This is a genomic window from Mycobacterium sp. NGS54, assembly GCF_059812465.1.
Map to the genome: position 1 here is coordinate 77,893 of NZ_JCALCS010000006.1, position 18,443 is coordinate 96,335.

An 18,443-nucleotide genomic window follows, 5' to 3' on the forward strand; every position below is an offset into this window, starting at 1 on the left:
TGGCAATGCCCGCCCCCCAGTGGGTCACACTCGTGGCCTGGATAGTGACCATCCTCGGAGTCGTGGTTGCCGGCGTGATGCTGGCGGACACATTTCTGCGCGGCTATCGGCAGCCGCTGCGCGCGATGGAAGCTGTCTGGCCGATCACCGCCGTCTACGCCGGCCCGCTGGCGTGGTGGGCGTATCACCGCTGGGGCCGGCCGGCCTCCGCACGGTGGCAGGAACGACACGGCCAGCCTCCCCGAATGGGACCGGCCGCCGTGGCGGCCGTCCAGACCATCCCTGGCGGTGCCGTCTCGTTCGTCGGTCACATGATCGCCATGCCCTTGGTGATGCGGACCGGAATGAAGATCGCCGGGCAGGGCGTCTGGCCCATGATGCTGATCATCGCCGCGATCGCCCTGCCGCTGCTCATCGCGTTCGAGTACCGCGCGATGTCAGTGGCCGACGGCACTACGTCGGTGGGCCAACGCCTTTGGGCGGCGTCGCGCATCTCCGCGTTGGCCATCATCGCGTTCGACATCGGCATGGGAGCCTCTATGCTGCTCGTGGCGTTCGTGTTGCGCTACTCCCCCATGTCGATGGCGTTCTGGCTGATCATGTGGGCCGGGATGTGGCTTGGGTTTGCCACCGCCTACCCGATGGTGTGGTGGCTGGTTTCGAAGGAGGCGCGCCGCCCGACCAACCTCGAATCGACGACCGGTGCCGTGCAGATGGAAGGAGTGCGGTAGTTCGGCTCCTCGACCGCGCACCTGCGCCGGCGCGCGGGGCCGTGCGGTAACCTCGTTCTCAAAGGTGACCGGTCCGCAACCGAGGAGGCCCGATGTCCACGGCCGGCCGTAGCGTCGAAGCCGACGACAACCCCGAGGTGACGCGCGGCGACCGCTTTATCAAGACGGCCGTCGCGATATTGGGCGAAACCGGACGCACCGACTTCACCGTGCAGGAGGTCGTCGCGCGCTCCAAAACCTCGCTTCGGGCCTTCTACCAGCACTTCAGCAGCAAGGACGAGCTTCTGCTCGCGTTGTTCGACAGGACCATCGCGCAATCGGTGCAGGGCTGGCGCGCCGAAATCAATGGGCTGGACAGCACGGCCGCGCTGAAGCTGGTGATCGACCGCGTGAGCCAAAAACCGGAGTCGAGCACCCAGGACAGCCTCAACAGGGCGTTGAGCCTGTACAACCAGCATCTGGCCGAAACCCGCCCCCGCGAATACACCCGCATCCTCTCCTCGATGCATCAATTGATTCACGACATCGTGGGGCAGGGCATCACGGAAGGGGTGTTCAACCCCGGACTCGATGTCGGGGCCGCGGCGGCGATCGTCATGCAGACGATCATGGGCGCCCAGCGGTTGCACTGGCTCGGCACCGAATTGATCGGCAAACCGATCGACGCCGGCCAGCTGTACGACTACTGCAGCCGCGCGCTCGGCATCCGAGAGACCGACGAGGAGTCGGCCACCCCCTCGCTGGCCGAGCTGTTCGCGCAAATCGGACTGCGGCCGGGTACCCACAATGGCGAGTTCGCGATGACGATGCCGGTCAGCCCCAACGTGGTCAACACCTCCGGGGCGCTGCAGGGCGGCTTGATCGCCACGCTGGTTGACGTGGCGGGCGGGCAATACGGCCTGGACTATCTGCAGCAGGGCACCACCATGACCACCGCCGACCTCTTCGTCCGCTACCTGCGCCCGATTCGGCAGGGCATGGCGCGCGCGGTCCCCCGGATGCTGCGGTCCGGTCGTAGGGCAATGGTCATGCAGGTCGACATATACGGCGACGGCGACGAGCTCGCCGCCACCGCGACCGTGAATTTCGCGATCATCAACGGGGCGACGCCGACCGGCCTCCAGCCGGACATTTAGGTCCCGGTACTCCTCGCGGCGCGGAAGTGGTAACGTCATTACCACATACCGAGAATCCCAGACTTCTGCCAAGGAGATCGCAATGCCGTCTCGCGAACTTCCCTTCCCCGTGTTCGACGCGGACAACCACATGTACGAGCCGCAGGAGGCGCTGACCAAGTTCCTCCCGGACAAGCGCAAGAACGTCATCGACTATGTGCAGGTGCGGGGTCGCACCAAGATCGTGGTGCGCGGCCACATCAGCGAGTACATCCCCAACCCGACGTTCGAGGTGGTCGCCCGCCCCGGCGCCCAGGAGGACTACTTTCGCCACGGCGCGCAGGGCAAGAGCTACCGCGAGATCCTCGGCGAGCCGATGAAGGCCATCCCCGCCTTCCGTGAGCCGGGCGCGCGGCTGGAGGTCATGGACGAGCTCGGCATCGACTACGCACTGATGTTCCCGACTTTGGCCAGCCTGGTCGAGGAGCGCATGAAGGACGACCCCGAGATGACCCACGACGTCATCCACGCGCTCAACGAGTGGATGCACGAGCAGTGGACGTTCAACTACGAGGGGCGCATCTTCGCCACCCCGGTGATCACCCTGCCGATCGTGGACCGCGCGCTGGAAGAGCTGCAGTGGTGCCTGGAGCGCGGCGCCCGCACCGTGCTGGTGCGACCGGCGCCGGTGCCCGGCTACAAGGGCAGCCGCTCGTTCGGCCTCGAGGAGTTCGACCCGTTCTGGCAGGCCTGCATCAAGGCCGAGATCCCGGTCTCGATGCACGCCTCCGACAGCGGTTACTCCGAGTTCGCCAACGTGTGGGAGCCGGGCGACGAGTTCCTGCCGTTCAAGCCGACCGCGTTCCGCAGCTTCGCGATGGGCCATCGGCCCATCCTGGACGCGATGGGCGCGCTGGTGTGCCACGGTGCGCTGTCGCGCAACCCGGAGTTGCGGATCCTTTCCATCGAAAACGGCGCAGATTGGGTGCCGGACCTGTTCAAGGGCCTCAAGGGCGTCTACAAGAAGATGCCGCAGTCGTTCAGCGAGGACCCGATCGAGGCGTTCAAGCGCTGCGTCTACATCACCCCGTTCTGGGAGGACCGCTTCACCGAGATCGTCAAGATGGTGGGCACCGACCGGGTGCTGTTCGGGTCGGACTGGCCGCATCCCGAGGGCCTGAAAGACCCCATCAGCTTCGTCGACGAGCTGACCGACTTCGACGAGGAAGACGTCGCCAAGATCATGGGGGGCAACCTGATGAAGCTGATGAAGGTCTCCTCGAAGAAGCCCGTTTCAGCCTGAGCGTGGCCGGTTCCCTGCCTGAGGCGTGACGCCGCCCGCGGCAGCTGTTAGCAAACTGTTGCCGTCGACACCTACCGCGCGTTGATAATCTGGGTATAGAACTGTGCGGACGTCATGTATTTCGACGGGTTATGTGACTCTGGTTATGGCTCCGTAAAAGGGTTCCCGAGAAGGGACGGCCGGGTGGTCGCCGAAAAGGACTGGGACAAAACCGTTGGGGCGGCCGACGAGGTTCGCCGCATTTTCGAGAATGTCCCCGCGATGCTGGTCGGGCTGAAGGGGCCAGATCACCGGTTTGTCGCGGTCAACGCGGCCTACCGGAGCTTCAACCCGACCGGCAATCCCGTGGGAAAGCTTGCGCGCGAGGTCTTCCCCGAGCTCGAGAGCCAGCAGATCTACCAGATGTTCGACCGGGTCTACGTAACCGGCGAATCGCAAACCGGCACGGAGTGGCGGCTACAGGCCGACTATGACGGATCGGGAATCGAGGAGCGGTATTTCGACTTCGTCGTCACGCCTCGCCGTGGGGACGACGGATCGGTCGACGGTGTGCAGATCGTCTTCGACGATGTCACCGACCGGGTGCGGGCGCGGCTGGCCGCCGAGGAGCGCATCGAGGAGCTGTCCCAGCGCTACCGCAACGCCCGCGATTCGGCCACCGTGATGCAGCAGGCGTTACTGGCCCCGTCGGTGCCCATCGTTCCCGGTGCCGACATCGCCGCGGAGTACCTCGTCGCCGCGGAGGACACCGCGGCCGGCGGCGACTGGTTCGACGCAATGGCCCTCGGTGATCGACTGGTGCTTGTCGTGGGCGACGTCGTCGGCCACGGCGTCGAAGCCGCCGCGGTGATGTCGCAATTGCGCACCGCGCTGCGGATGCAGATTTTGTTGGGCCACAGCATCGTCGAAGCGCTCGATGCGGTCGACCGCTTTCACGAACAGGTTCCGGGGTCGAAGTCGGCCACCGTGTGCGTCGGTTCGCTTGATTTCGCCACCGGCGAATTCCAGTACTGCACAGCGGGACACCCACCGCCGCTGCTGGTGCGCGCCGGCGCGAGCTCGCGGTATGCGGAGCCGACTGGTGCGGGTCCGCTCGGCAGCGGCACCGGATTCCCGGTGCGCACCGAGGTCCTCGAGGTGGGCGACTCGGTCCTGCTGTATTCCGACGGCCTGATCGAGCGTCCCGGCCGGCGGCTGGGCGCCAGCACCGCGGAATTCGCCGAGCTCACCGCGACCATCGCGGGCGGCACCGGCGGCTTCGTCATCGATGCGCCGGGCCGGCCGATCGACCGCATCTGTTCGGAGACATTGGAACTGCTGCTCCGGTCGACGGGCTACAAGGACGACGTCACCCTGCTTGCGGCGCAACGACGCACGCCGCCGCCACCGCTGCGGATCACTGTGGACGCGACGATTCACGCCGCGCGCACCGTTCGCGTCCAGCTTCGTGAGTGGCTCTCGCAAATCGGCGCCGACGCCGACGACATCTGTGACGTGGTCCACGCGGTTTCGGAGTTCGTCGAGAACGCGGTCGAGCACGGCTACGGGACAAAGGTTTCCGACGGGCTCTCAAATCGGATCGTGGTGGAGGCCGCGCTGTCCGGCGACGGTGACTTGCACGCCTCGGTGATCGACCAAGGGCGCTGGAAGGACTACCGGGACGGCGCCCAGGGTCGCGGGCGCGGGCTGGCGATGGCCGAGGCGTTGGTGAACCAGGCGCGGATCACGCACGGCAACGGTGGGACGACGGCCAGCCTGACGCACCGACTGTCGCGGCCGGCGAACTTCATCACCGAGACGACCGTCAGCCGGTCAACTCGCCAACGCCCCGTCAATTCCGAATTCGTCTCGATGGTCGGCGAGGCCGGCCGCATCGTGGTCAGCGGGGACGTCGACTCGACCACCGCATCCACCCTGGACCGCCAGATCGCGGTCGAAAGCCGTTCCGGCATAGCGTCGTTGACGGTCAACCTCAGCGGGGTAACCCATCTCGGGTCGGCGGGCGTCAGCGCCCTGGCGGCCGCCCGCGACCGGGCCCAAACGCAAGGTGGTGGCCTCGTACTGGTCGCCGCGCCCGGAACCCCGGCGCACCACGTCTTGTCACTGGTCCAAATGCCGGTGGCCAACAGCGATCCTTAAGGCTGGTCAGCGGCCCTGGCCGTGCCGAACCTGGCTGAACGGCACCCCGCGGTCGGCGGCGTACTCGCGGGGGAAGCCCAGCACCCGTTCCCCGATCACGTTGCGGGCCATCTCGGTGGTGCCACCGCCGATGGCGACATTCTGCCGGGACAGGTACCGCAGTCCGGCCTCCAGGCCTTCGCCGACTTCTCCCACCACACCGGCGCTTCCCGTGATCGCCAACGCGGTGTCCATGTCCATGGTCACCGTCTCGGAGTGAAAGAGCCTGATGAGGGTTCCCGCGGCCGCGGGCAGCACGCCATCTCGGACATTGCGGTACACGTGATCGATCAGTTGCTCGCCCACCGCGCGCTGCACGAGCACCCGGCCGGCCATCTCGTGGACTCGTTCGTTGTCGGCCTGCCCCATCTTCTCGGCAAGGGCGACGTAGTCGACCGGCGTCGTGTGGCCGCCTTCGTGGCCGGCGCCGCTGGCGAACTCCGAGCCCTGCCCAACCGCCCGGCGCTCGTGGTACAGCTGGCGCGAGGCGACGGCCCAGCCGCCGTTGACCTCGCCGACGACGGCGTCGTCGCCGACGTCCACCCCGTCCAGGAACTCCTCGCAAAACTCGGTGGACCCACTCAGCATGGTGATGCGCCGCAACGTGATTCCCGGGTGGCCGATTGGCACCAGGAACATGGTCAGGCCTTCGTGCTTGGGTGCGTCCCAGTCGGTGCGCGCCAGACACAATCCATAGTCGGCGGCGAAAGCGCTTGTGCTCCAAGTCTTTGCGCCGTTGATGATCCAACGCTCACCCTGGCGCTCGGCCCGGGTGATGACACCGGCCAGGTCCGACCCGCCGCTGGGCTCGGACAGCAGTTGCACCAGGACTTCATCGCCGCGCAGGGCTGCGGCGATGTGGCGCTTCTTCTGCTCCTCGGTTCCGGTGTCGAGCAGGGTGGCGCAGCAGATGGTGAACGTCGGGGTGTTGAGGATCAGCGGCATCTCGTAGCCGAGGGATTCGGCGTCGAATGCCTTCTGGTATTCGTAGTCCAGGCCCAGGCCACCGTACTCACGGGGAAAGCAGATACCGGCGAATCCCCCTTCGTGGAGCCGTTTTTGCAGTTCGCGGGCCCGGTTCCAGGATCTCGCGTCGTCGCGCGGCGCGGGGGGCGGGGACTCGGGGTCGATGGCGGGCAGATTGTCCGCCAACCACACTCGGGCCCGGGCGGCGAATTCGGCAATCGACTCAGAGGGCGTCGTCATCGGGCGTTCGTCACCGATCGGGCCGCTCTCTCCGCCTCGTATACCCTCAGGTTGTGCTCCTCGGGCGTGCCAAACATGGAGCGGTACAACGTGACCCGTCTCAGGTACAGGTGCAGGTCGTGTTCCCAGGTGACGCCGATGCCGCCGTGCATCTGTACGCAGGCCTGAACGATCCGGCCCGCCATCTCGCCGACGTACGACTTGGCGATGCTCGCCGACAAGCCCGCTTTCGGTGAGCGCGCGGCAACCTCGGCGACGGCCGCCGACGTGGTGGCACGGCAGGCTTCCAGCCACAACTTCATGTCGGCGAAGCCATGTTTGAGGACCTGGTAGGACGCCAGCGGGCGGCCGAATGTATGCCTGTCCAGCGCCCATTGGACCGTGAGGTCGAAGACCGTTTGCAGGATGCCGACCACCTCGGCGCACTGCAGCACCTGGGCGAGCTGACTCTGCCGACCGATCATGGCAGCGGCCTCGGTTGGGCCGGCGACCGCGGCGGACCGTTCCACGACCACCCCGTCGAAATCCACCCTCGCGTATTGCTTGACCAGGTCGACCGACTGCTGCGCCGCGATCCGAACACCCGGCGCGTCCGTTGGCACCAGGAACTGACGAATTCCCTCGTCGCATCGAGCCACGACCAACAGCACCCCGCTTTGGGCGCCGGCCTCGACGCGGTCCTTTGCGCCGTCGATGCGAAAGCCGGCCTCGGTCCGAATGGCCCTCACCGACGGATCGAGCGGCGCCCAGCCCCTGCCCGGCTCGCAAACCGCCCACGAGGCCACGGTTTCACCGGACATCAGCGATTCGATGGTCTCGGCGTGCGCCCGCGGATCCGGGCACTCGGCGAGCGCCGCGAGCACGACGCTGACCGGATACAGCGGTCCGGGCGCCACCGTCTTGCCGAGCTGCTCGGCGACCATGGCCAGATCCACCACGCCGCTGTCAGAGACGCTGCCGCCGCCCAATTCCTCCGGAACGAGCAGGGCGGTCCACCCGAGTTCGGCGGCGCGCCGCCACCACGCCGGGTCGAAGGCCAGTCCCGCGGCGTGCAGTTCGCGGACGCGGCTCAGCGGCGCTTCTTTTTGCAGAAAGGCCTGGGTTGTGGAAGCAAAGAGTATCTTTTCGGGAGAGTCGACAGCGGTCATGATGCCGGAGGATTCGGGAGGAAGTGTGGGAGGTTGGTCATCCGCCTGGTCGGTTCTCGTCGGAGTTCACTGGGGATTCTGATGTTAGCAATGAGCAGTACGGTAAGAGATACCGGAGCCCAATCGATAATGACCATGACGAGCGGTAATCGCGGTGGCTGAGGCCAACGAAACGCCCGATCATTCGGCCCCATCGGAAGCCGACGCGCAGGCGTTGCTCGAAGAGGCCGAGGCGGAGGCCGCCGCGGCCGCGGCGCTTGCCGCCGCGGCCCAAGCCCGCGCCCGCGCCGCCCGGCTGCGACGCGAGGCCCTCGGCCTGCCGGACCCCGACGTGTACGACGACGCGGATGAGGATTACGCCGAGGACGAGGACGAGGACGACTACGAGGACGACGAAGAATACGGCGAGGATTGGGACGAGGACGAGTACGACGAGTCCGTAACCGAGCAAGCCGGATGGCGACGACGGATGCCGTTGCTCGCCGCGATCGCCGCCGTCATCGGCATCATCGCTTTCGCCGGCTCCAGCGCGTACATGGTCCTTCAACATCGCGATACCACCGAGCACCAGCAGCGGGAAGCGGCGTTCGTCGCCGGGGCCAAGCAGGGTGTCCTCAACATGATCTCGCTGGACTTCAACAAGGCCAAAGCCGATGTCCAGCGCGTGATCGACGGGTCCACCGGCGAATTCCAAGCCGATTTCCAGCAGCGGGCCAACGACTTCATATCGGTGGTCATCGCATCGAAGGCGGTCACGGAAGGAACGGTGCACGCCGCCGCCCTCGAGTCCCTCAACGGCAACTCGGCGGTGGTATTGGTTTCGGCCACATCGCAAGTCACCAATTCCCCGCCCGGAAAGGACGAACCACCGCGAATGTGGCGCCTCAGGGTGACGGTCGCCGACGTCGGCGGGAAGTACAAGATGTCGAAAGTTGAGTACGTGCCGTGACCGAAGACGTGCGCGACATCGATTCGGCCGGAACGGAACCCAGCACCGAACCAGCCGAAGAAGACTCCGTGGCCGAGGAGCCCATCGACGACGGCGCCGACGCCGAGGCCGATGACGCCGAGGCCGACGAAGCCGCGCCGACCGAGCGCCGGCGCCGTGCCCTATCGCCCAGGGCACGCAAGGTCATTGCGGCGGTGCTGGTTGTGCTCCTGCTGGTCTCGGGGGTCGTGGCGACCTGGCTGTACTTCGAGTGGTACCGACCCGATCAACAGACCGATGCGACCGTCGCCCGCTCGGTCGCCACCGCCGCCTCGGATGCAACGACCGCGGTGCTGTCCTATTCGGCCGACTCGCTCGACCAGGACTTCGCCACCGCCAAGTCACACCTCGCCGGGGAATTCCTTTCGTACTTCGACCAATTCAGCCAGCAGACGGTTGCACCGATGGCCAGGCAGAAGTCGATGAAGACCAAGGCCAAGGTGACCGGCGCCGCGGTATCCGAACTGCAGCCCGATTCGGCCGCCGTTCTGGTCTTCGTCGACCAGGTCACCACGACCAAGGACAGCGCCCAACCGTCCGTGGCCGTCAGCAGCATCCTGGTGCGGATGTCCCGGATCAACGGCAAATGGCTGATCACCAAGTTCACCCCGGTCTAGACGCGGCCGCTACATGGCGAACACGCGGCGCAACGACTGGGCGTGCAGCGCCCGGTTCTCCTCGGAGACGACCCAATCGGGTACCAGTGAATCGAAGCCATTGAATGTCGCTGCGATAACGTGCAATTCGGTGTGGACGTAGGCGTGCAGTAGCCGGTTGGCATAGTCGATGGCTTCGTCGCGGCACGGGTCGATCTCTGAGCAACTGACGAACGTGGGCGGCAGCCCCTCGAGGTTGGCCCGGTGCGCGGGGACGTGTTGACCGCTCGCGGTCGCGTGGCCGAGGTAGTGGCCCCAGGCCCGGCTCACTGCCGGACCGTTGAGACCGGGCGTGCGCTGGAACTCTCGTCGCGACGGGGTGGCATCGGAATCGAGCATCGGCTGATGCAGGATCTGCACCAGCACCGGCGGCCCTTCCTCGTCGAACATGCGCTGGGTGAGGCTCGCGACCAGCGCCGCACCCGCGTCCCGGCCCATCACCGCGATGCGGCTGGGGTCGACGTCCAGGTCGGCGCAGTTGTCGACGGCGTAGCGGAAGGCCGCTTCCACGTCGTCAAGCGCGGCCGCACATGGATTTTCGGGTGCGAGCCGGTAGTCGACAGAGACCAGGAGGCAGTCGGCGGCGCGGGCCAGCTCCACGCAGTGCGCGTGATCGGTGTCCAGGTTTCCCGTCACGAAGCCACCGCCGTGGGCGTAGACCACCAGGGGCGCCCGGGATCCCGTGCCCCCGCGATACAACCGAATGCCCAGCGGTTGGCCGTCCGGGCCGGCGATGGCTCGCGATTCCACGGTGACACCGTCGGTTTCGGCGGCCGCGGCCCGCTGGGCGGCGCGGGCATTGGCCTCTTTCCGCTCGACGGCCAGCGTCTCGGCGCGGAACTCGACGACGCCCAGCTCGATCGCTGCCTCCCGCAGCACCGGGTCGATCCGGTTAAGACCTTGCGGCCGCGTCATGTTGGTCTGCGTCAGATCGGCCACCGCGTCACCGTTCGCCGGGAAGCGCCTTCACGGTCGCCGGTAGCCCGTACAGAGCCGTCGCGTTGCCGCGCATGATCCGCTCCCGTTGGTCGGCGGGGAACCGGTTGATCGCGTAGGTCGGCGAGTCATAGCTCCAGTGCGGGTAGTCCGTCGAGAACATCAGGTTGTCGCCGAGGTCCATCATCTCCAGGTACTCGCGGAATTCGACGGTGTCGGTGTCTTCCAGCGGCTGAGTGGTGAACCGGACGTGTTCGCGCACATATTCCGACGGGAGGCGACGCACGTGGGGCAGGTCGCCGCGGCGCGCCTTCCAGATCCGATCCATCCGCGACATCACCGGCATCGCCCAGGTGAAGCCGCCTTCGACGAAGACCACCCGCAAGTCCGGGTGGCGATCGAACGCGCCGTCGAACACCAGGCTCATCAGGTGCGAGACGTACAGCAGCGGCCAGGATGCGAAGAAGTCGTGCCAGTGCGCGGGGTTGCCGACCGGGTACAGGGGTATCAGTTCGAAAGGAGTCTGGCCCATCAAATGGGTGGCGATGGGAAACCCGTTCCGCGCGGCCGCCTCGTAGAGCGGGTCGAAATGCGGGTTACCGAAAGGGATTCCACGCGTTTGGGGTGTCATCAGCACCTGGGCCATGTACGGATGTCCCGCCCATCGTTCCACTTCGCGGGCGGCCCGCTCCGGGGTCTGGGCGCTGACGCTGATCGATCCGCGCCAGCGGCCGTGCCAGTTGTACCTGTCCAGCCAGACGTCGGCGAGCCAGTCGTTGTAGGTCGACTTGAGCACGTGTTCGGCCTGCGGCAGTTGCGCGTCGCACATCGGCTCCAGCGTCGCGATGCTGACACCGGCATCGAGCAGCAACTGCTTGGCGGCGAAATCCGGGTCGCTGCCGGCGACTCCGCCATTGGGCGGCCACGCGTCCATGCGTAGCGACGACGTCTTGTACGAATCCGGGGTGTCGTAGAAATGCGGGATGGGGCTGACGGCGTTGCCCGTCGGCCAGATCTGGTCCACCCATTCGGCGGGCGCGTAGGACTTGAGCACGTCGCTCGAGACCGGCAACGGGTGCACATCGGTGTCGACGATGGTGACCGCTATCTCGTCTTCTTGACCGGTTGGCGAGTCGAGTCGCTCGATCGTTGTCATCAGACACGCTCCTTCAGCCCGTAGAGCTCACTGGCGTTGCGCCACAACACCTTGTCACGCTGGGCGGCATCCAGCCCCTCGGCGATCGCGTCCGGCGCCGAGGTGGACCAGTGCGGATAGCTCGATCCGTACATCAGCAGGTCGGACTTGCCGGTGAAGTCCATCCAGCGCTGCACCGCGTCCGCCTCCGTCGGCCCGTCGAAAGCCGACGAGCAGAACCGGACGTGGCCGGGCAGGTATTCGCTGGGATAGCGGTCCACCCAGGGCGTCTGGTCGCGCATCGACAGCCAGAACGTGTCCAGCCGCCACATCAGCGGGGTGAGGATGTCGTAGCCGCCGTCGGCGAACACGAATTTCAGATCAGGGTGCCGGCCGAACACGCCCTCGATGATGAGCGTGGCCAGGTGCACGAAGTAGTTCAGCGGCATGAACGCCGCGTATCCCGGGTAGGTGTGCGCGTGGCCGGCGAAGGTGGGCGGGTGGTCGACGCCGTTGCCGCCGTTGATGTGCACCGCGACCGGGAGCCCGTGCGCGGCGGCGGCCTCCCAGATGGGCTCGAACATCGGTTTGCCGTACGGCTCGCGGGACTGCATGGGCACGCCGACCTGCACCAGCTTCGGGTGGCCGGCGAGGCGCTCGATCTCGGCGACCGCGCCCCGGGCGTCCTCGGGGTTGACGCGGATGGTGCCGCGGAACCGGTCGGTGGTGTCGGGCTCCAGCCAACGGTCGAGCAACCAGTCGTTGACCGCGGCGCAGATTCGGCTGTTGAGCAGGTAATCGGCGATGTTGCCCCGGGTCAGCGGGTTGAGGATGGCGTAATTGACGCCCATGTCATCGAACAGGTGCCGGCTCACGGTCTCCGGATCCGAACCCGGGTACTGCTCGCCGTAGAGGTCCTCCCGGTAGTCGCCGCCGGGCGCCTGATACCACTGCTGCTCTACGTCGGGGATCGACCGCAATTGGTGCGCGGCCGGGAGATAGCGGCGTATCTCGGCGTTGGACCGGAAGTGCGGTTGCACGCATGCGTCGATAATCATGCCGTCAGATACACCTCGCCGTCGGTGACGTCGACCCGGTAGGTGCGGACCCGACGCCGAGGATCGGCGACGTTCTGACCGGTGGTGACGTCGAATTCCCAATTGTGCCAAGGGCATCGAACGATCTGGCCGTCACGAACCCGGCGCATCCCGTCCGGCGATTCGGGGGCCGGTTCGTTGGTGCCGCCGATCAGGCCGAGGCACAACGGGGCGCCCTCGTGTGAGCAGTAGTTGACGATCGCGTAGAGCTCACCGCGCACGTTGTAGACGCCCACGCCGAACTTTCCGACGTCGACCAGTTTCATCCCGCCGGGCGGCAGCTCGTCGAGCGAGCACACGAATCGCCGGTTGGGCACTTGAGAATCACCGCCTCCTCGGGTCAATACTGTGCGCATTACGGTAAAGACCACAAGCCGTTGGGCTTCGTTGCTATTTATATTATGATAGCGATATTCCCTCGGCACACGTATCCGCCCTTACCGGTGGCTCAGGAGGAGCGCGAATGACGCTCGGCACGGACCCGGACGGCCAGCCCGTCACCCTCGACCTCACCGGGGAAACCAGCCCCTACCCGTTCTTCGAATACATGAGGCGCACGGATCCGGTCTGGCATGGTTCCCTGGCGGACCACTCGCAGATGCCGGAGGAGCTGCGGCCGAACGACGAATGGGTCCTGTTCGGCTACGACGGCCTGTTCCAGGCGTTTCGCGACGACCGCGTCTTCACCTCGGCGAGCTACGACAAGACCATTGGATTGGTGATGGGCCACACCATCCTGGCGATGGGCGGCAAGGAACACCACGACCATCGCAGCCTGGTGGCCAAGGCCTTTCGGGCCACCGCGCTGGAGCGGTGGGAGCCGTCGGTCATCGGGCCGGTGTGCGATCGGCTGATCGACGAGATCAAGAATGAAGGCCACGCCGACCTGGTCAAGGCGCTGACGTTCGAATTTCCCACCCGGATCATCTCCGTGCTGCTCGGGCTGCCCCCTGAGGATCTCGACATGTTCCGGCGTTTGTCGCTCGACCTGATCTCGATTCCGACCGACATCGTGGCCGGGCTCAACGCGGCGGCAGAGCTGCACGGCTACTTCCTCGATCAGGTGGAGCAGCGGCGCCGCAAGATCACCGACGACATCATCGGCGACCTGGTCGCCGCGGAGATCGACGGCGAGAAGCTCAGCGACGAGGCGATCATCGCGTTCCTACGCCTGCTGCTGCCGGCCGGCCTGGAAACCACGTATCGCTCGTCGGGCAACCTGCTGTACCTGCTGCTGACCCACCCCGAGCAGCTGGCGATGGTCCAGCAGGACCGGTCGCTGATTCCGGCCGCGATCGAGGAGGGCCTGCGGGTGGAAACTCCGCTGACGATGGTCATGCGGACCACCACCCGGGAAATCGAAATAGGTGGCAAGACAATCCCGGCCGACGCACAGGTGGACATGTGTATGGGCTCGGCCAACCGGGACGAAAGCCGTTGGTCCGACCCCAACACGTTCGACATCCACCGCCCGCGCCACGCCCACATCGCCTTCGCGGCCGGCATTCACATGTGCCTCGGCATGCACCTGGCGCGGCTGGAAACGAGGGTCATGCTGAACAGCCTGTTCGACCGGGTCAAGAGTCTGGCGTTGCTGCCCGACGACGGAAGCGGCGAGGAGTCCAGGATCGTAGGGCTCACCTTCCGCTCGCCCAACAAGCTTCCAGTCACCTTCGCCCCGGCCGCATGAAAAGCCGGGCGGCGATCCTGCACGACGTCGGCGGCCCGTGGTCGGTCGAGGAATTCGAGTTGGACCCGCCGCGCGCCGGTGAAGTCCTGGTTCAGCTGGCCGCCGCCGGGTTGTGCCACTCCGACGACCACATCCTCAAGGGCGACATGTCGGCACCCAACGAGGTGATGAAATCCATGGGTCTGCCGACGATGTTCCCGATGATCGGCGGCCATGAGGGCTCGGGAATCGTGCGTGAAGTCGGCGAGGGCGTAACCGATTTCGAGCCGGGCGACCACGTGGTGATGTCGTTCGTCGCGGTGTGCGGGCAATGCCGCTGGTGCGCGACCGGCGTCGAGTACCTCTGCGACGTCGGCATCGGCACCATGATCCCGGGGATGCCCACCGACGGCACCTTTCGCCACCACACCGCCGACGGTCGAAACCTGGGCCACATCGCCAAGGTCGGTGCGTTCGCGCAACACACTGTGGTGTCGACGAATTCGCTCGTGAAGATCGAACCGCACCTGCCGCTGGCGCCCAGCGCGCTGCTGTCGTGCGCCATCCCGACCGGCTACGGTTCCGTCGCGAACCGCTCCAACATGCGCGCGGGCGACACCGTCGTCGTGATCGGCGTCGGCGGCATCGGCACCGGCGCGATCCAAGGCGCCCGAATCAACGGCGCCGCACAGATCGTCGCCGTGGATCCCGTTGAGTTCAAACAGAAATCGGCATTGCAATTCGGCGCGACGCACAGCGCGTCGACGGTCGCCGAAGCGCTTGACCTGGTGCGCGGCCTCACCTACGGGGTGATGGCCGACGCCGTCGTGGTGTCGCCGTCACTGATCACGCCGGAGGACGTGCGCGACGCGGTTCAGCTCACCCGCAAGGGTGGGACCTGCGTGCTCACCGGCATGACCTCGCAGTTGACCCGATCGGTCAAGATCGACCTGCAGGATTTCATCCTGATGAACAAGACGCTGGCCGGCACTATATTCGGATCCTGCAATCCCAAGGCGGACGTCGCCAGGCTGGCCCGGCTCTACGAGACCGGCCAGCTGCAGCTCGACGAGATGATCACCAGGCGCTACCGCCTCGACGACATCAACGACGCCTACGACGACCTCCTCAACGGCAAGATCGTCCGCGGCATCATCGACTACGGGATCAGTTAGTCCTTGCGGCCCACCACCCGCTGCATCTGACCGTACGCGTCGATCGGGCTGTGCAGCGCCAAGCCGCCGTCGGCGTGCACGACTTGACCCGTCACCCAAGGCAATTCCAGGACTCCGACGATCGCCCCGGCCACGTCGGCGGCCTCGCCCAGGCGGCCGAACGCCGTCCGCTCGGACAGGCCTTCGACCCAGCCCGGGAGTTGCTCCGGCTTCGCCAGCATCGGTGTCCGCGTGACGCCCGGCCCCACGGCGTTCACCCGGACGCCGTGCACGCCCCATTCCACCGCGGCGACCTTCACCAGCATGTCCACGCCGGCCTTGGAAACGCAGTAGGCGCCCATGTCGCGGTCGGCGAGGGTGCCGCTGATGCTCGAGACCGCGACGATGGAGCCGCCCACGCCGGCGTCGATCATGGCCCGGGCCCCGGCGCGGATGGTCAGCCAGGTGCCGGTCAGGTTGACGGCCAACACCCGTTCCCAGGCCGCGGGTTGCTGTTCGAGCAGCATGCCCGACGCTCCGACTCCGGCGCAGGTGACTATGCGGGTGGGCACACCGTGGTCGCGCACGGTTTGTTCCATCGCCGCCGATACCGCGTCGGGATCGCTGACGTCGCAGGCGATGTCGCCGCCGGACAGGTCCCACACCACGACGGCGCGACCCGCCTCGCGCAGCCGTGCCGCGACCGCACGTCCGATCCCCGACGCGCCGCCGGTCACCAGCGCCGTCATTGCGGGGGCCCGATCAACTCGACGAGCACACCGTCCGGCGCCGTGATCACCGCCATCGGGACGGTCTTGCCGCCCGGGGCCGGCACGCTGATGCGACGCACGCCGTCGGCGAAACCCAATGCCGCCAAGGCCGTAAGAGTCTCGTCGACCTCGCGCTGCAGGGAGAGCAGGAAGAAGCCGTGCCGCGGGCGTTGGGGGGCGGCAGGGGCGTCGTCGGCGTCCGGGCCGCCCTCGAAGACGACCAGTTCGACGATCCCGGTGTCGGGGGTCCGCGGATCCCCGAGGAATATCGAGCGCAGACGATCGGTCTTGGCGCCGAACAGTTCCGGCCAGTCCCCGGCGAAGGTGTGGTCGAACAGCTCGGCCAAGCCCAGGCCGTCTCGCCAGAACTTCGTCGAGCGTTCGACGTCCGCGGTGCAGATCGCGGTGTGGTGAATACCCGGCATGCGCCCACATTAGGCGCTTCTGGAGCCGCCGGGCCGATCATTCGACGTGAATTCCCGGCCCGGCGTCCTCACCAGCGCGGTGTCAGGCCTGCCTGAGCGCCTCGATCTCGAGTGTGACGGTGACCTTGTCGCCGACGACCGCGCCTCCGGTTTCCAGCGGCAGGTCGATGTCAATGCCGAAGTCCTTGCGGTTCAATACGACCGAGGCCTCGAAGCCGGCGACTTCGCCGTGGCCCATGCCCGGATTCACACCGTAGAAATCGAGGTCCAAGGCGACCGGTTTGGTCACGCCCTTGATGGTGAGGTCGCCGCGGAGCACGTAGCTGTCGCCGTTCGACTCCACCGAGCTGGAAGTAAATGTCGCGACGGGAAACTTGTCGACGTCGAAGAAGTCGGACGACTTGAGGTGGGCGTCGCGTTGGCCGTTGCCGGTGTTGACGGAATCCACCGCGATCTCCGCCCGGACCGACGGCGTGCCGTCGTCGGCGATCACGATCGCGCCGCTGAAGTTGTCGAAGCTGCCTCGTACCTTGCTGACCATCAGGTGACGTACCGAGAAGTTGATCGACGAGTGCACCGGGTCGATCGCCCACGTGCCGGAAGTGACCTGAGTCGTTGCGGTTGCAGTCATGTTTTCCGTCTTTCCTGTTCGGGGCGACGGCCTGCCCGACGCCCTTCGCAGGACTAAGCGGACTATAGTCCGTATTTATTCCATCGGGGGCTTGGCTGCGCTCAGTTGGTGGCGCGGGCTAACGCGGCAACCTGGTCCGCCAGGTCCGACAGCGCCCGGGCGGTCGCCAGTTCGTGGCGGGCTTCACGCGCCAGTCGGTCGGCCGGATGACGATACGCGACGCCCACCCCGGCCAGATGGGAACTGCCCCATTCCAGCTCGACCTTGGCGCACGTCCGTCCGTGGTGCTCGTCGATCGCCAGCGTGATCATTTGCTGCGTAGCAGATTGAGTGCGATTGGCGTGGTACATATGCGAATCATGGTGCGGGACAGAGTCATTTTCACGTTCATCGACCGGCGCGCCGCGTACTGGTGACTTTGGTCCCACCCGCAACTGCCAATGGCACTTCGCAGTGCCTAGGCGATCTTCGCCGCCGTGCGATCCCACAACTCGCGGGCGAGGTCGGCGTCGTAGGCAACGCGGCTGGCTTTCCCGATTTTGCCCTTCGAGTAGTACTCGCCGGACGTCCAATCGACTCCGGGGGTACTCGACGCCAACCAGACCAGCTGGTCGGCCGCCTCGTCGGCGGTGGCGGTGAGCCGGACCATCAACGGCACGTGATACTTCATGAAGACGAGGAACCGTGAACCCGATGCCTCGCCGAAGTTCGAGTTGACAAATCCCGGGTGAAACGTCGCGGCCGACAGCCCACGGTCGTGATATCGGCGATAATTCCCTGGTGAACAAGACGATTGCTAGCTTGGTGAGGGCATAGGCGGTGCTGGGCCTGCGTCGGGCCGTGTCCTCCAGGTCGGTGACGGTCACGCGGCGAAGCAGCTTATGTGACGAACTGGTCGTGTTGATGACGGCGGCGCGGGACTCGACAAGCACGTCCATCAGCCGCGTGGTCAGCAGGAACGGCGCGAGGTAGTTGACCTGGAAGGTCGTCTCGTAACCGTCGCCGGTCGTCTCGATCGTGGTGAACATGCCGCCGGCGTTGTTGGCCAGCACGTCGATGCGCGAATACGCGGAGCGAATTTTGTCCGCCAACGCCCGCACCTGCGACAGGTCGGCGAAATCGGCGACGAAATGATCCGCGCCCAACTCGTCGGCCACCGCAGCGGTCTTGCGCGGCGACCGGCCGACCACGACGACGTTGTCGCCGCCCTGCCGCAACCGGCGGGCCGCCGCGGCCCCAACGCCGTCGCTGGCACCGGTGATGACGATCGTCCTGCGCGCCATAGCCTCGAGGCTAGGGAA

The 18,443-nt window shown here is 66.4% G+C and carries 18 protein-coding genes and 1 pseudogene; 8 read left to right on the forward strand and 11 right to left on the reverse strand.

Annotated features, from left to right (window positions below):
• The first annotated feature begins 5 nt into the window (after nucleotides 1–5).
• From AC5Y5E_RS19530 to AC5Y5E_RS19545, 4 genes are all read left to right on the forward strand, one after another.
• A complete protein-coding gene (locus AC5Y5E_RS19530; protein WP_499904344.1) occupies nucleotides 6–731 on the forward strand; it encodes a DUF4396 domain-containing protein in 726 nt (241 codons plus the stop codon).
• Nucleotides 732–823: 92 nt separating this feature from the next.
• Nucleotides 824–1,867, forward strand: a complete 1,044-nt coding sequence (locus AC5Y5E_RS19535; RefSeq protein ID WP_499904345.1) for a hotdog fold thioesterase — start codon at nucleotides 824–826, stop codon at nucleotides 1,865–1,867.
• Between the two features lie 82 nt (nucleotides 1,868–1,949).
• Complete coding sequence (locus AC5Y5E_RS19540; RefSeq protein WP_499904346.1) at nucleotides 1,950–3,149, forward strand: amidohydrolase family protein; 1,200 nt, start codon at nucleotides 1,950–1,952, stop codon at nucleotides 3,147–3,149.
• 183 nt (nucleotides 3,150–3,332) lie between these two features.
• Nucleotides 3,333–5,288 (forward strand): SpoIIE family protein phosphatase, encoded by a 1,956-nt coding sequence (locus tag AC5Y5E_RS19545; protein WP_499904347.1) that lies wholly within the window; start codon nucleotides 3,333–3,335, stop codon nucleotides 5,286–5,288.
• A 6-nt stretch (nucleotides 5,289–5,294) separates the two neighbouring features.
• On the opposite strand, the gene AC5Y5E_RS19550 is transcribed toward AC5Y5E_RS19545, so the two are convergent.
• Both AC5Y5E_RS19550 and AC5Y5E_RS19555 read right to left on the reverse strand, forming a co-directional pair.
• Nucleotides 5,295–6,533, reverse strand: coding sequence for an acyl-CoA dehydrogenase family protein (locus AC5Y5E_RS19550; RefSeq protein WP_499904348.1), 1,239 nt, complete (start codon nucleotides 6,531–6,533; stop codon nucleotides 5,295–5,297).
• Nucleotides 6,530–7,681, reverse strand: a complete 1,152-nt coding sequence (locus AC5Y5E_RS19555) for an acyl-CoA dehydrogenase family protein (protein ID WP_499904349.1) — start codon at nucleotides 7,679–7,681, stop codon at nucleotides 6,530–6,532. The genes AC5Y5E_RS19550 and AC5Y5E_RS19555 overlap by 4 nt, the downstream gene beginning before the upstream one ends.
• Before the next feature lie 154 nt (nucleotides 7,682–7,835).
• Between AC5Y5E_RS19555 and AC5Y5E_RS19560 the strand changes: the two genes are divergently transcribed.
• Together AC5Y5E_RS19560 and AC5Y5E_RS19565 are read left to right on the forward strand one after the other, a co-directional pair.
• Nucleotides 7,836–8,630: an Rv1363c family protein gene (locus tag AC5Y5E_RS19560; protein WP_499904350.1), complete on the forward strand. Its 795-nt coding sequence runs from the start codon at nucleotides 7,836–7,838 to the stop codon at nucleotides 8,628–8,630.
• Complete coding sequence (locus AC5Y5E_RS19565) at nucleotides 8,627–9,286, forward strand: hypothetical protein (protein WP_499904351.1); 660 nt, start codon at nucleotides 8,627–8,629, stop codon at nucleotides 9,284–9,286. The genes AC5Y5E_RS19560 and AC5Y5E_RS19565 overlap by 4 nt, the downstream gene beginning before the upstream one ends.
• A 9-nt stretch (nucleotides 9,287–9,295) precedes the next feature.
• On the opposite strand, the gene AC5Y5E_RS19570 is transcribed toward AC5Y5E_RS19565, so the two are convergent.
• The 4 genes from AC5Y5E_RS19570 to AC5Y5E_RS19585 are packed head-to-tail and all read right to left on the reverse strand — an operon-like array spanning nucleotide 9,296 to nucleotide 12,810.
• Nucleotides 9,296–10,255 carry an alpha/beta hydrolase gene (locus tag AC5Y5E_RS19570; protein WP_499904998.1) on the reverse strand — a complete coding sequence of 320 codons (960 nt, stop codon included), beginning with the start codon at nucleotides 10,253–10,255 and terminating at the stop codon, nucleotides 9,296–9,298.
• A 13-nt stretch (nucleotides 10,256–10,268) separates the two neighbouring features.
• Nucleotides 10,269–11,417, reverse strand: a complete 1,149-nt coding sequence (locus AC5Y5E_RS19575) for an amidohydrolase family protein (protein WP_499904352.1) — start codon at nucleotides 11,415–11,417, stop codon at nucleotides 10,269–10,271.
• Nucleotides 11,417–12,454, reverse strand: coding sequence for an amidohydrolase family protein (locus tag AC5Y5E_RS19580; RefSeq protein WP_499904353.1), 1,038 nt, complete (start codon nucleotides 12,452–12,454; stop codon nucleotides 11,417–11,419). Before AC5Y5E_RS19580 ends, AC5Y5E_RS19575 begins: the two co-directional genes overlap by 1 nt.
• Entirely contained in the window at nucleotides 12,451–12,810 is a 360-nt protein-coding gene (locus AC5Y5E_RS19585; RefSeq protein ID WP_499904354.1) for a Rieske (2Fe-2S) protein, read from the reverse strand. The genes AC5Y5E_RS19580 and AC5Y5E_RS19585 overlap by 4 nt, the downstream gene beginning before the upstream one ends.
• 146 nt (nucleotides 12,811–12,956) lie before the next feature.
• Between AC5Y5E_RS19585 and AC5Y5E_RS19590 the strand changes: the two genes are divergently transcribed.
• Entirely contained in the window at nucleotides 12,957–14,183 is a 1,227-nt protein-coding gene (locus AC5Y5E_RS19590; RefSeq protein ID WP_499904355.1) for a cytochrome P450, read from the forward strand.
• A complete protein-coding gene (locus tag AC5Y5E_RS19595) occupies nucleotides 14,180–15,337 on the forward strand; it encodes a Zn-dependent alcohol dehydrogenase (RefSeq protein ID WP_499904356.1) in 1,158 nt (385 codons plus the stop codon). The genes AC5Y5E_RS19590 and AC5Y5E_RS19595 overlap by 4 nt, the downstream gene beginning before the upstream one ends.
• On the opposite strand, the gene AC5Y5E_RS19600 is transcribed toward AC5Y5E_RS19595, so the two are convergent.
• The 5 genes and pseudogenes from AC5Y5E_RS19600 to AC5Y5E_RS19620 all read right to left on the reverse strand — a co-directional run bounded on the left by AC5Y5E_RS19600 (nucleotide 15,334) and on the right by AC5Y5E_RS19620 (nucleotide 18,425).
• Complete coding sequence (locus tag AC5Y5E_RS19600) at nucleotides 15,334–16,065, reverse strand: SDR family NAD(P)-dependent oxidoreductase (protein WP_499904357.1); 732 nt, start codon at nucleotides 16,063–16,065, stop codon at nucleotides 15,334–15,336. The two genes, AC5Y5E_RS19595 and AC5Y5E_RS19600, sit on opposite strands and share 4 nt — an antisense overlap.
• The gene (locus AC5Y5E_RS19605; protein WP_499904358.1) at nucleotides 16,062–16,511 is read right to left on the reverse strand and encodes a VOC family protein; all 450 of its coding nucleotides are present in this window, start codon (nucleotides 16,509–16,511) and stop codon (nucleotides 16,062–16,064) included. The genes AC5Y5E_RS19600 and AC5Y5E_RS19605 overlap by 4 nt, the downstream gene beginning before the upstream one ends.
• An 82-nt stretch (nucleotides 16,512–16,593) precedes the next feature.
• On the reverse strand, nucleotides 16,594–17,142 hold the full coding sequence (locus AC5Y5E_RS19610) for a YceI family protein (protein ID WP_499904359.1): 549 nt from the start codon (nucleotides 17,140–17,142) through the stop codon (nucleotides 16,594–16,596).
• Between the two features lie 101 nt (nucleotides 17,143–17,243).
• Nucleotides 17,244–17,492: a dsRBD fold-containing protein gene (locus AC5Y5E_RS19615; protein WP_499904360.1), complete on the reverse strand. Its 249-nt coding sequence runs from the start codon at nucleotides 17,490–17,492 to the stop codon at nucleotides 17,244–17,246.
• Between the two features lie 107 nt (nucleotides 17,493–17,599).
• Nucleotides 17,600–18,425, reverse strand: a pseudogene (locus tag AC5Y5E_RS19620) (SDR family NAD(P)-dependent oxidoreductase).
• Nucleotides 18,426–18,443: the final 18 nt, after the last annotated feature.

Bases quoted from the DNA above. Each gene is read 5' to 3' on its own strand.
- AC5Y5E_RS19530 (WP_499904344.1), top strand. From the start codon at position 6: ATGCCCGCCCCCCAGTGGGTCACACTCGTGGCCTGGATAGTGACCATC.
- AC5Y5E_RS19535 (WP_499904345.1), top strand. From the start codon at position 824: ATGTCCACGGCCGGCCGTAGCGTCGAAGCCGACGACAACCCCGAGGTG.
- AC5Y5E_RS19540 (WP_499904346.1), top strand. From the start codon at position 1,950: ATGCCGTCTCGCGAACTTCCCTTCCCCGTGTTCGACGCGGACAACCAC.
- AC5Y5E_RS19550 (WP_499904348.1), bottom strand. From the start codon at position 6,533: ATGACGACGCCCTCTGAGTCGATTGCCGAATTCGCCGCCCGGGCCCGA.
- AC5Y5E_RS19555 (WP_499904349.1), bottom strand. From the start codon at position 7,681: ATGACCGCTGTCGACTCTCCCGAAAAGATACTCTTTGCTTCCACAACC.
- AC5Y5E_RS19575 (WP_499904352.1), bottom strand. From the start codon at position 11,417: ATGACAACGATCGAGCGACTCGACTCGCCAACCGGTCAAGAAGACGAG.
- AC5Y5E_RS19580 (WP_499904353.1), bottom strand. From the start codon at position 12,454: ATGATTATCGACGCATGCGTGCAACCGCACTTCCGGTCCAACGCCGAG.
- AC5Y5E_RS19590 (WP_499904355.1), top strand. From the start codon at position 12,957: ATGACGCTCGGCACGGACCCGGACGGCCAGCCCGTCACCCTCGACCTC.
- AC5Y5E_RS19595 (WP_499904356.1), top strand. From the start codon at position 14,180: ATGAAAAGCCGGGCGGCGATCCTGCACGACGTCGGCGGCCCGTGGTCG.
- AC5Y5E_RS19600 (WP_499904357.1), bottom strand. From the start codon at position 16,065: ATGACGGCGCTGGTGACCGGCGGCGCGTCGGGGATCGGACGTGCGGTC.
- AC5Y5E_RS19605 (WP_499904358.1), bottom strand. From the start codon at position 16,511: ATGCCGGGTATTCACCACACCGCGATCTGCACCGCGGACGTCGAACGC.
- AC5Y5E_RS19610 (WP_499904359.1), bottom strand. From the start codon at position 17,142: ATGACTGCAACCGCAACGACTCAGGTCACTTCCGGCACGTGGGCGATC.
- AC5Y5E_RS19615 (WP_499904360.1), bottom strand. From the start codon at position 17,492: ATGTACCACGCCAATCGCACTCAATCTGCTACGCAGCAAATGATCACG.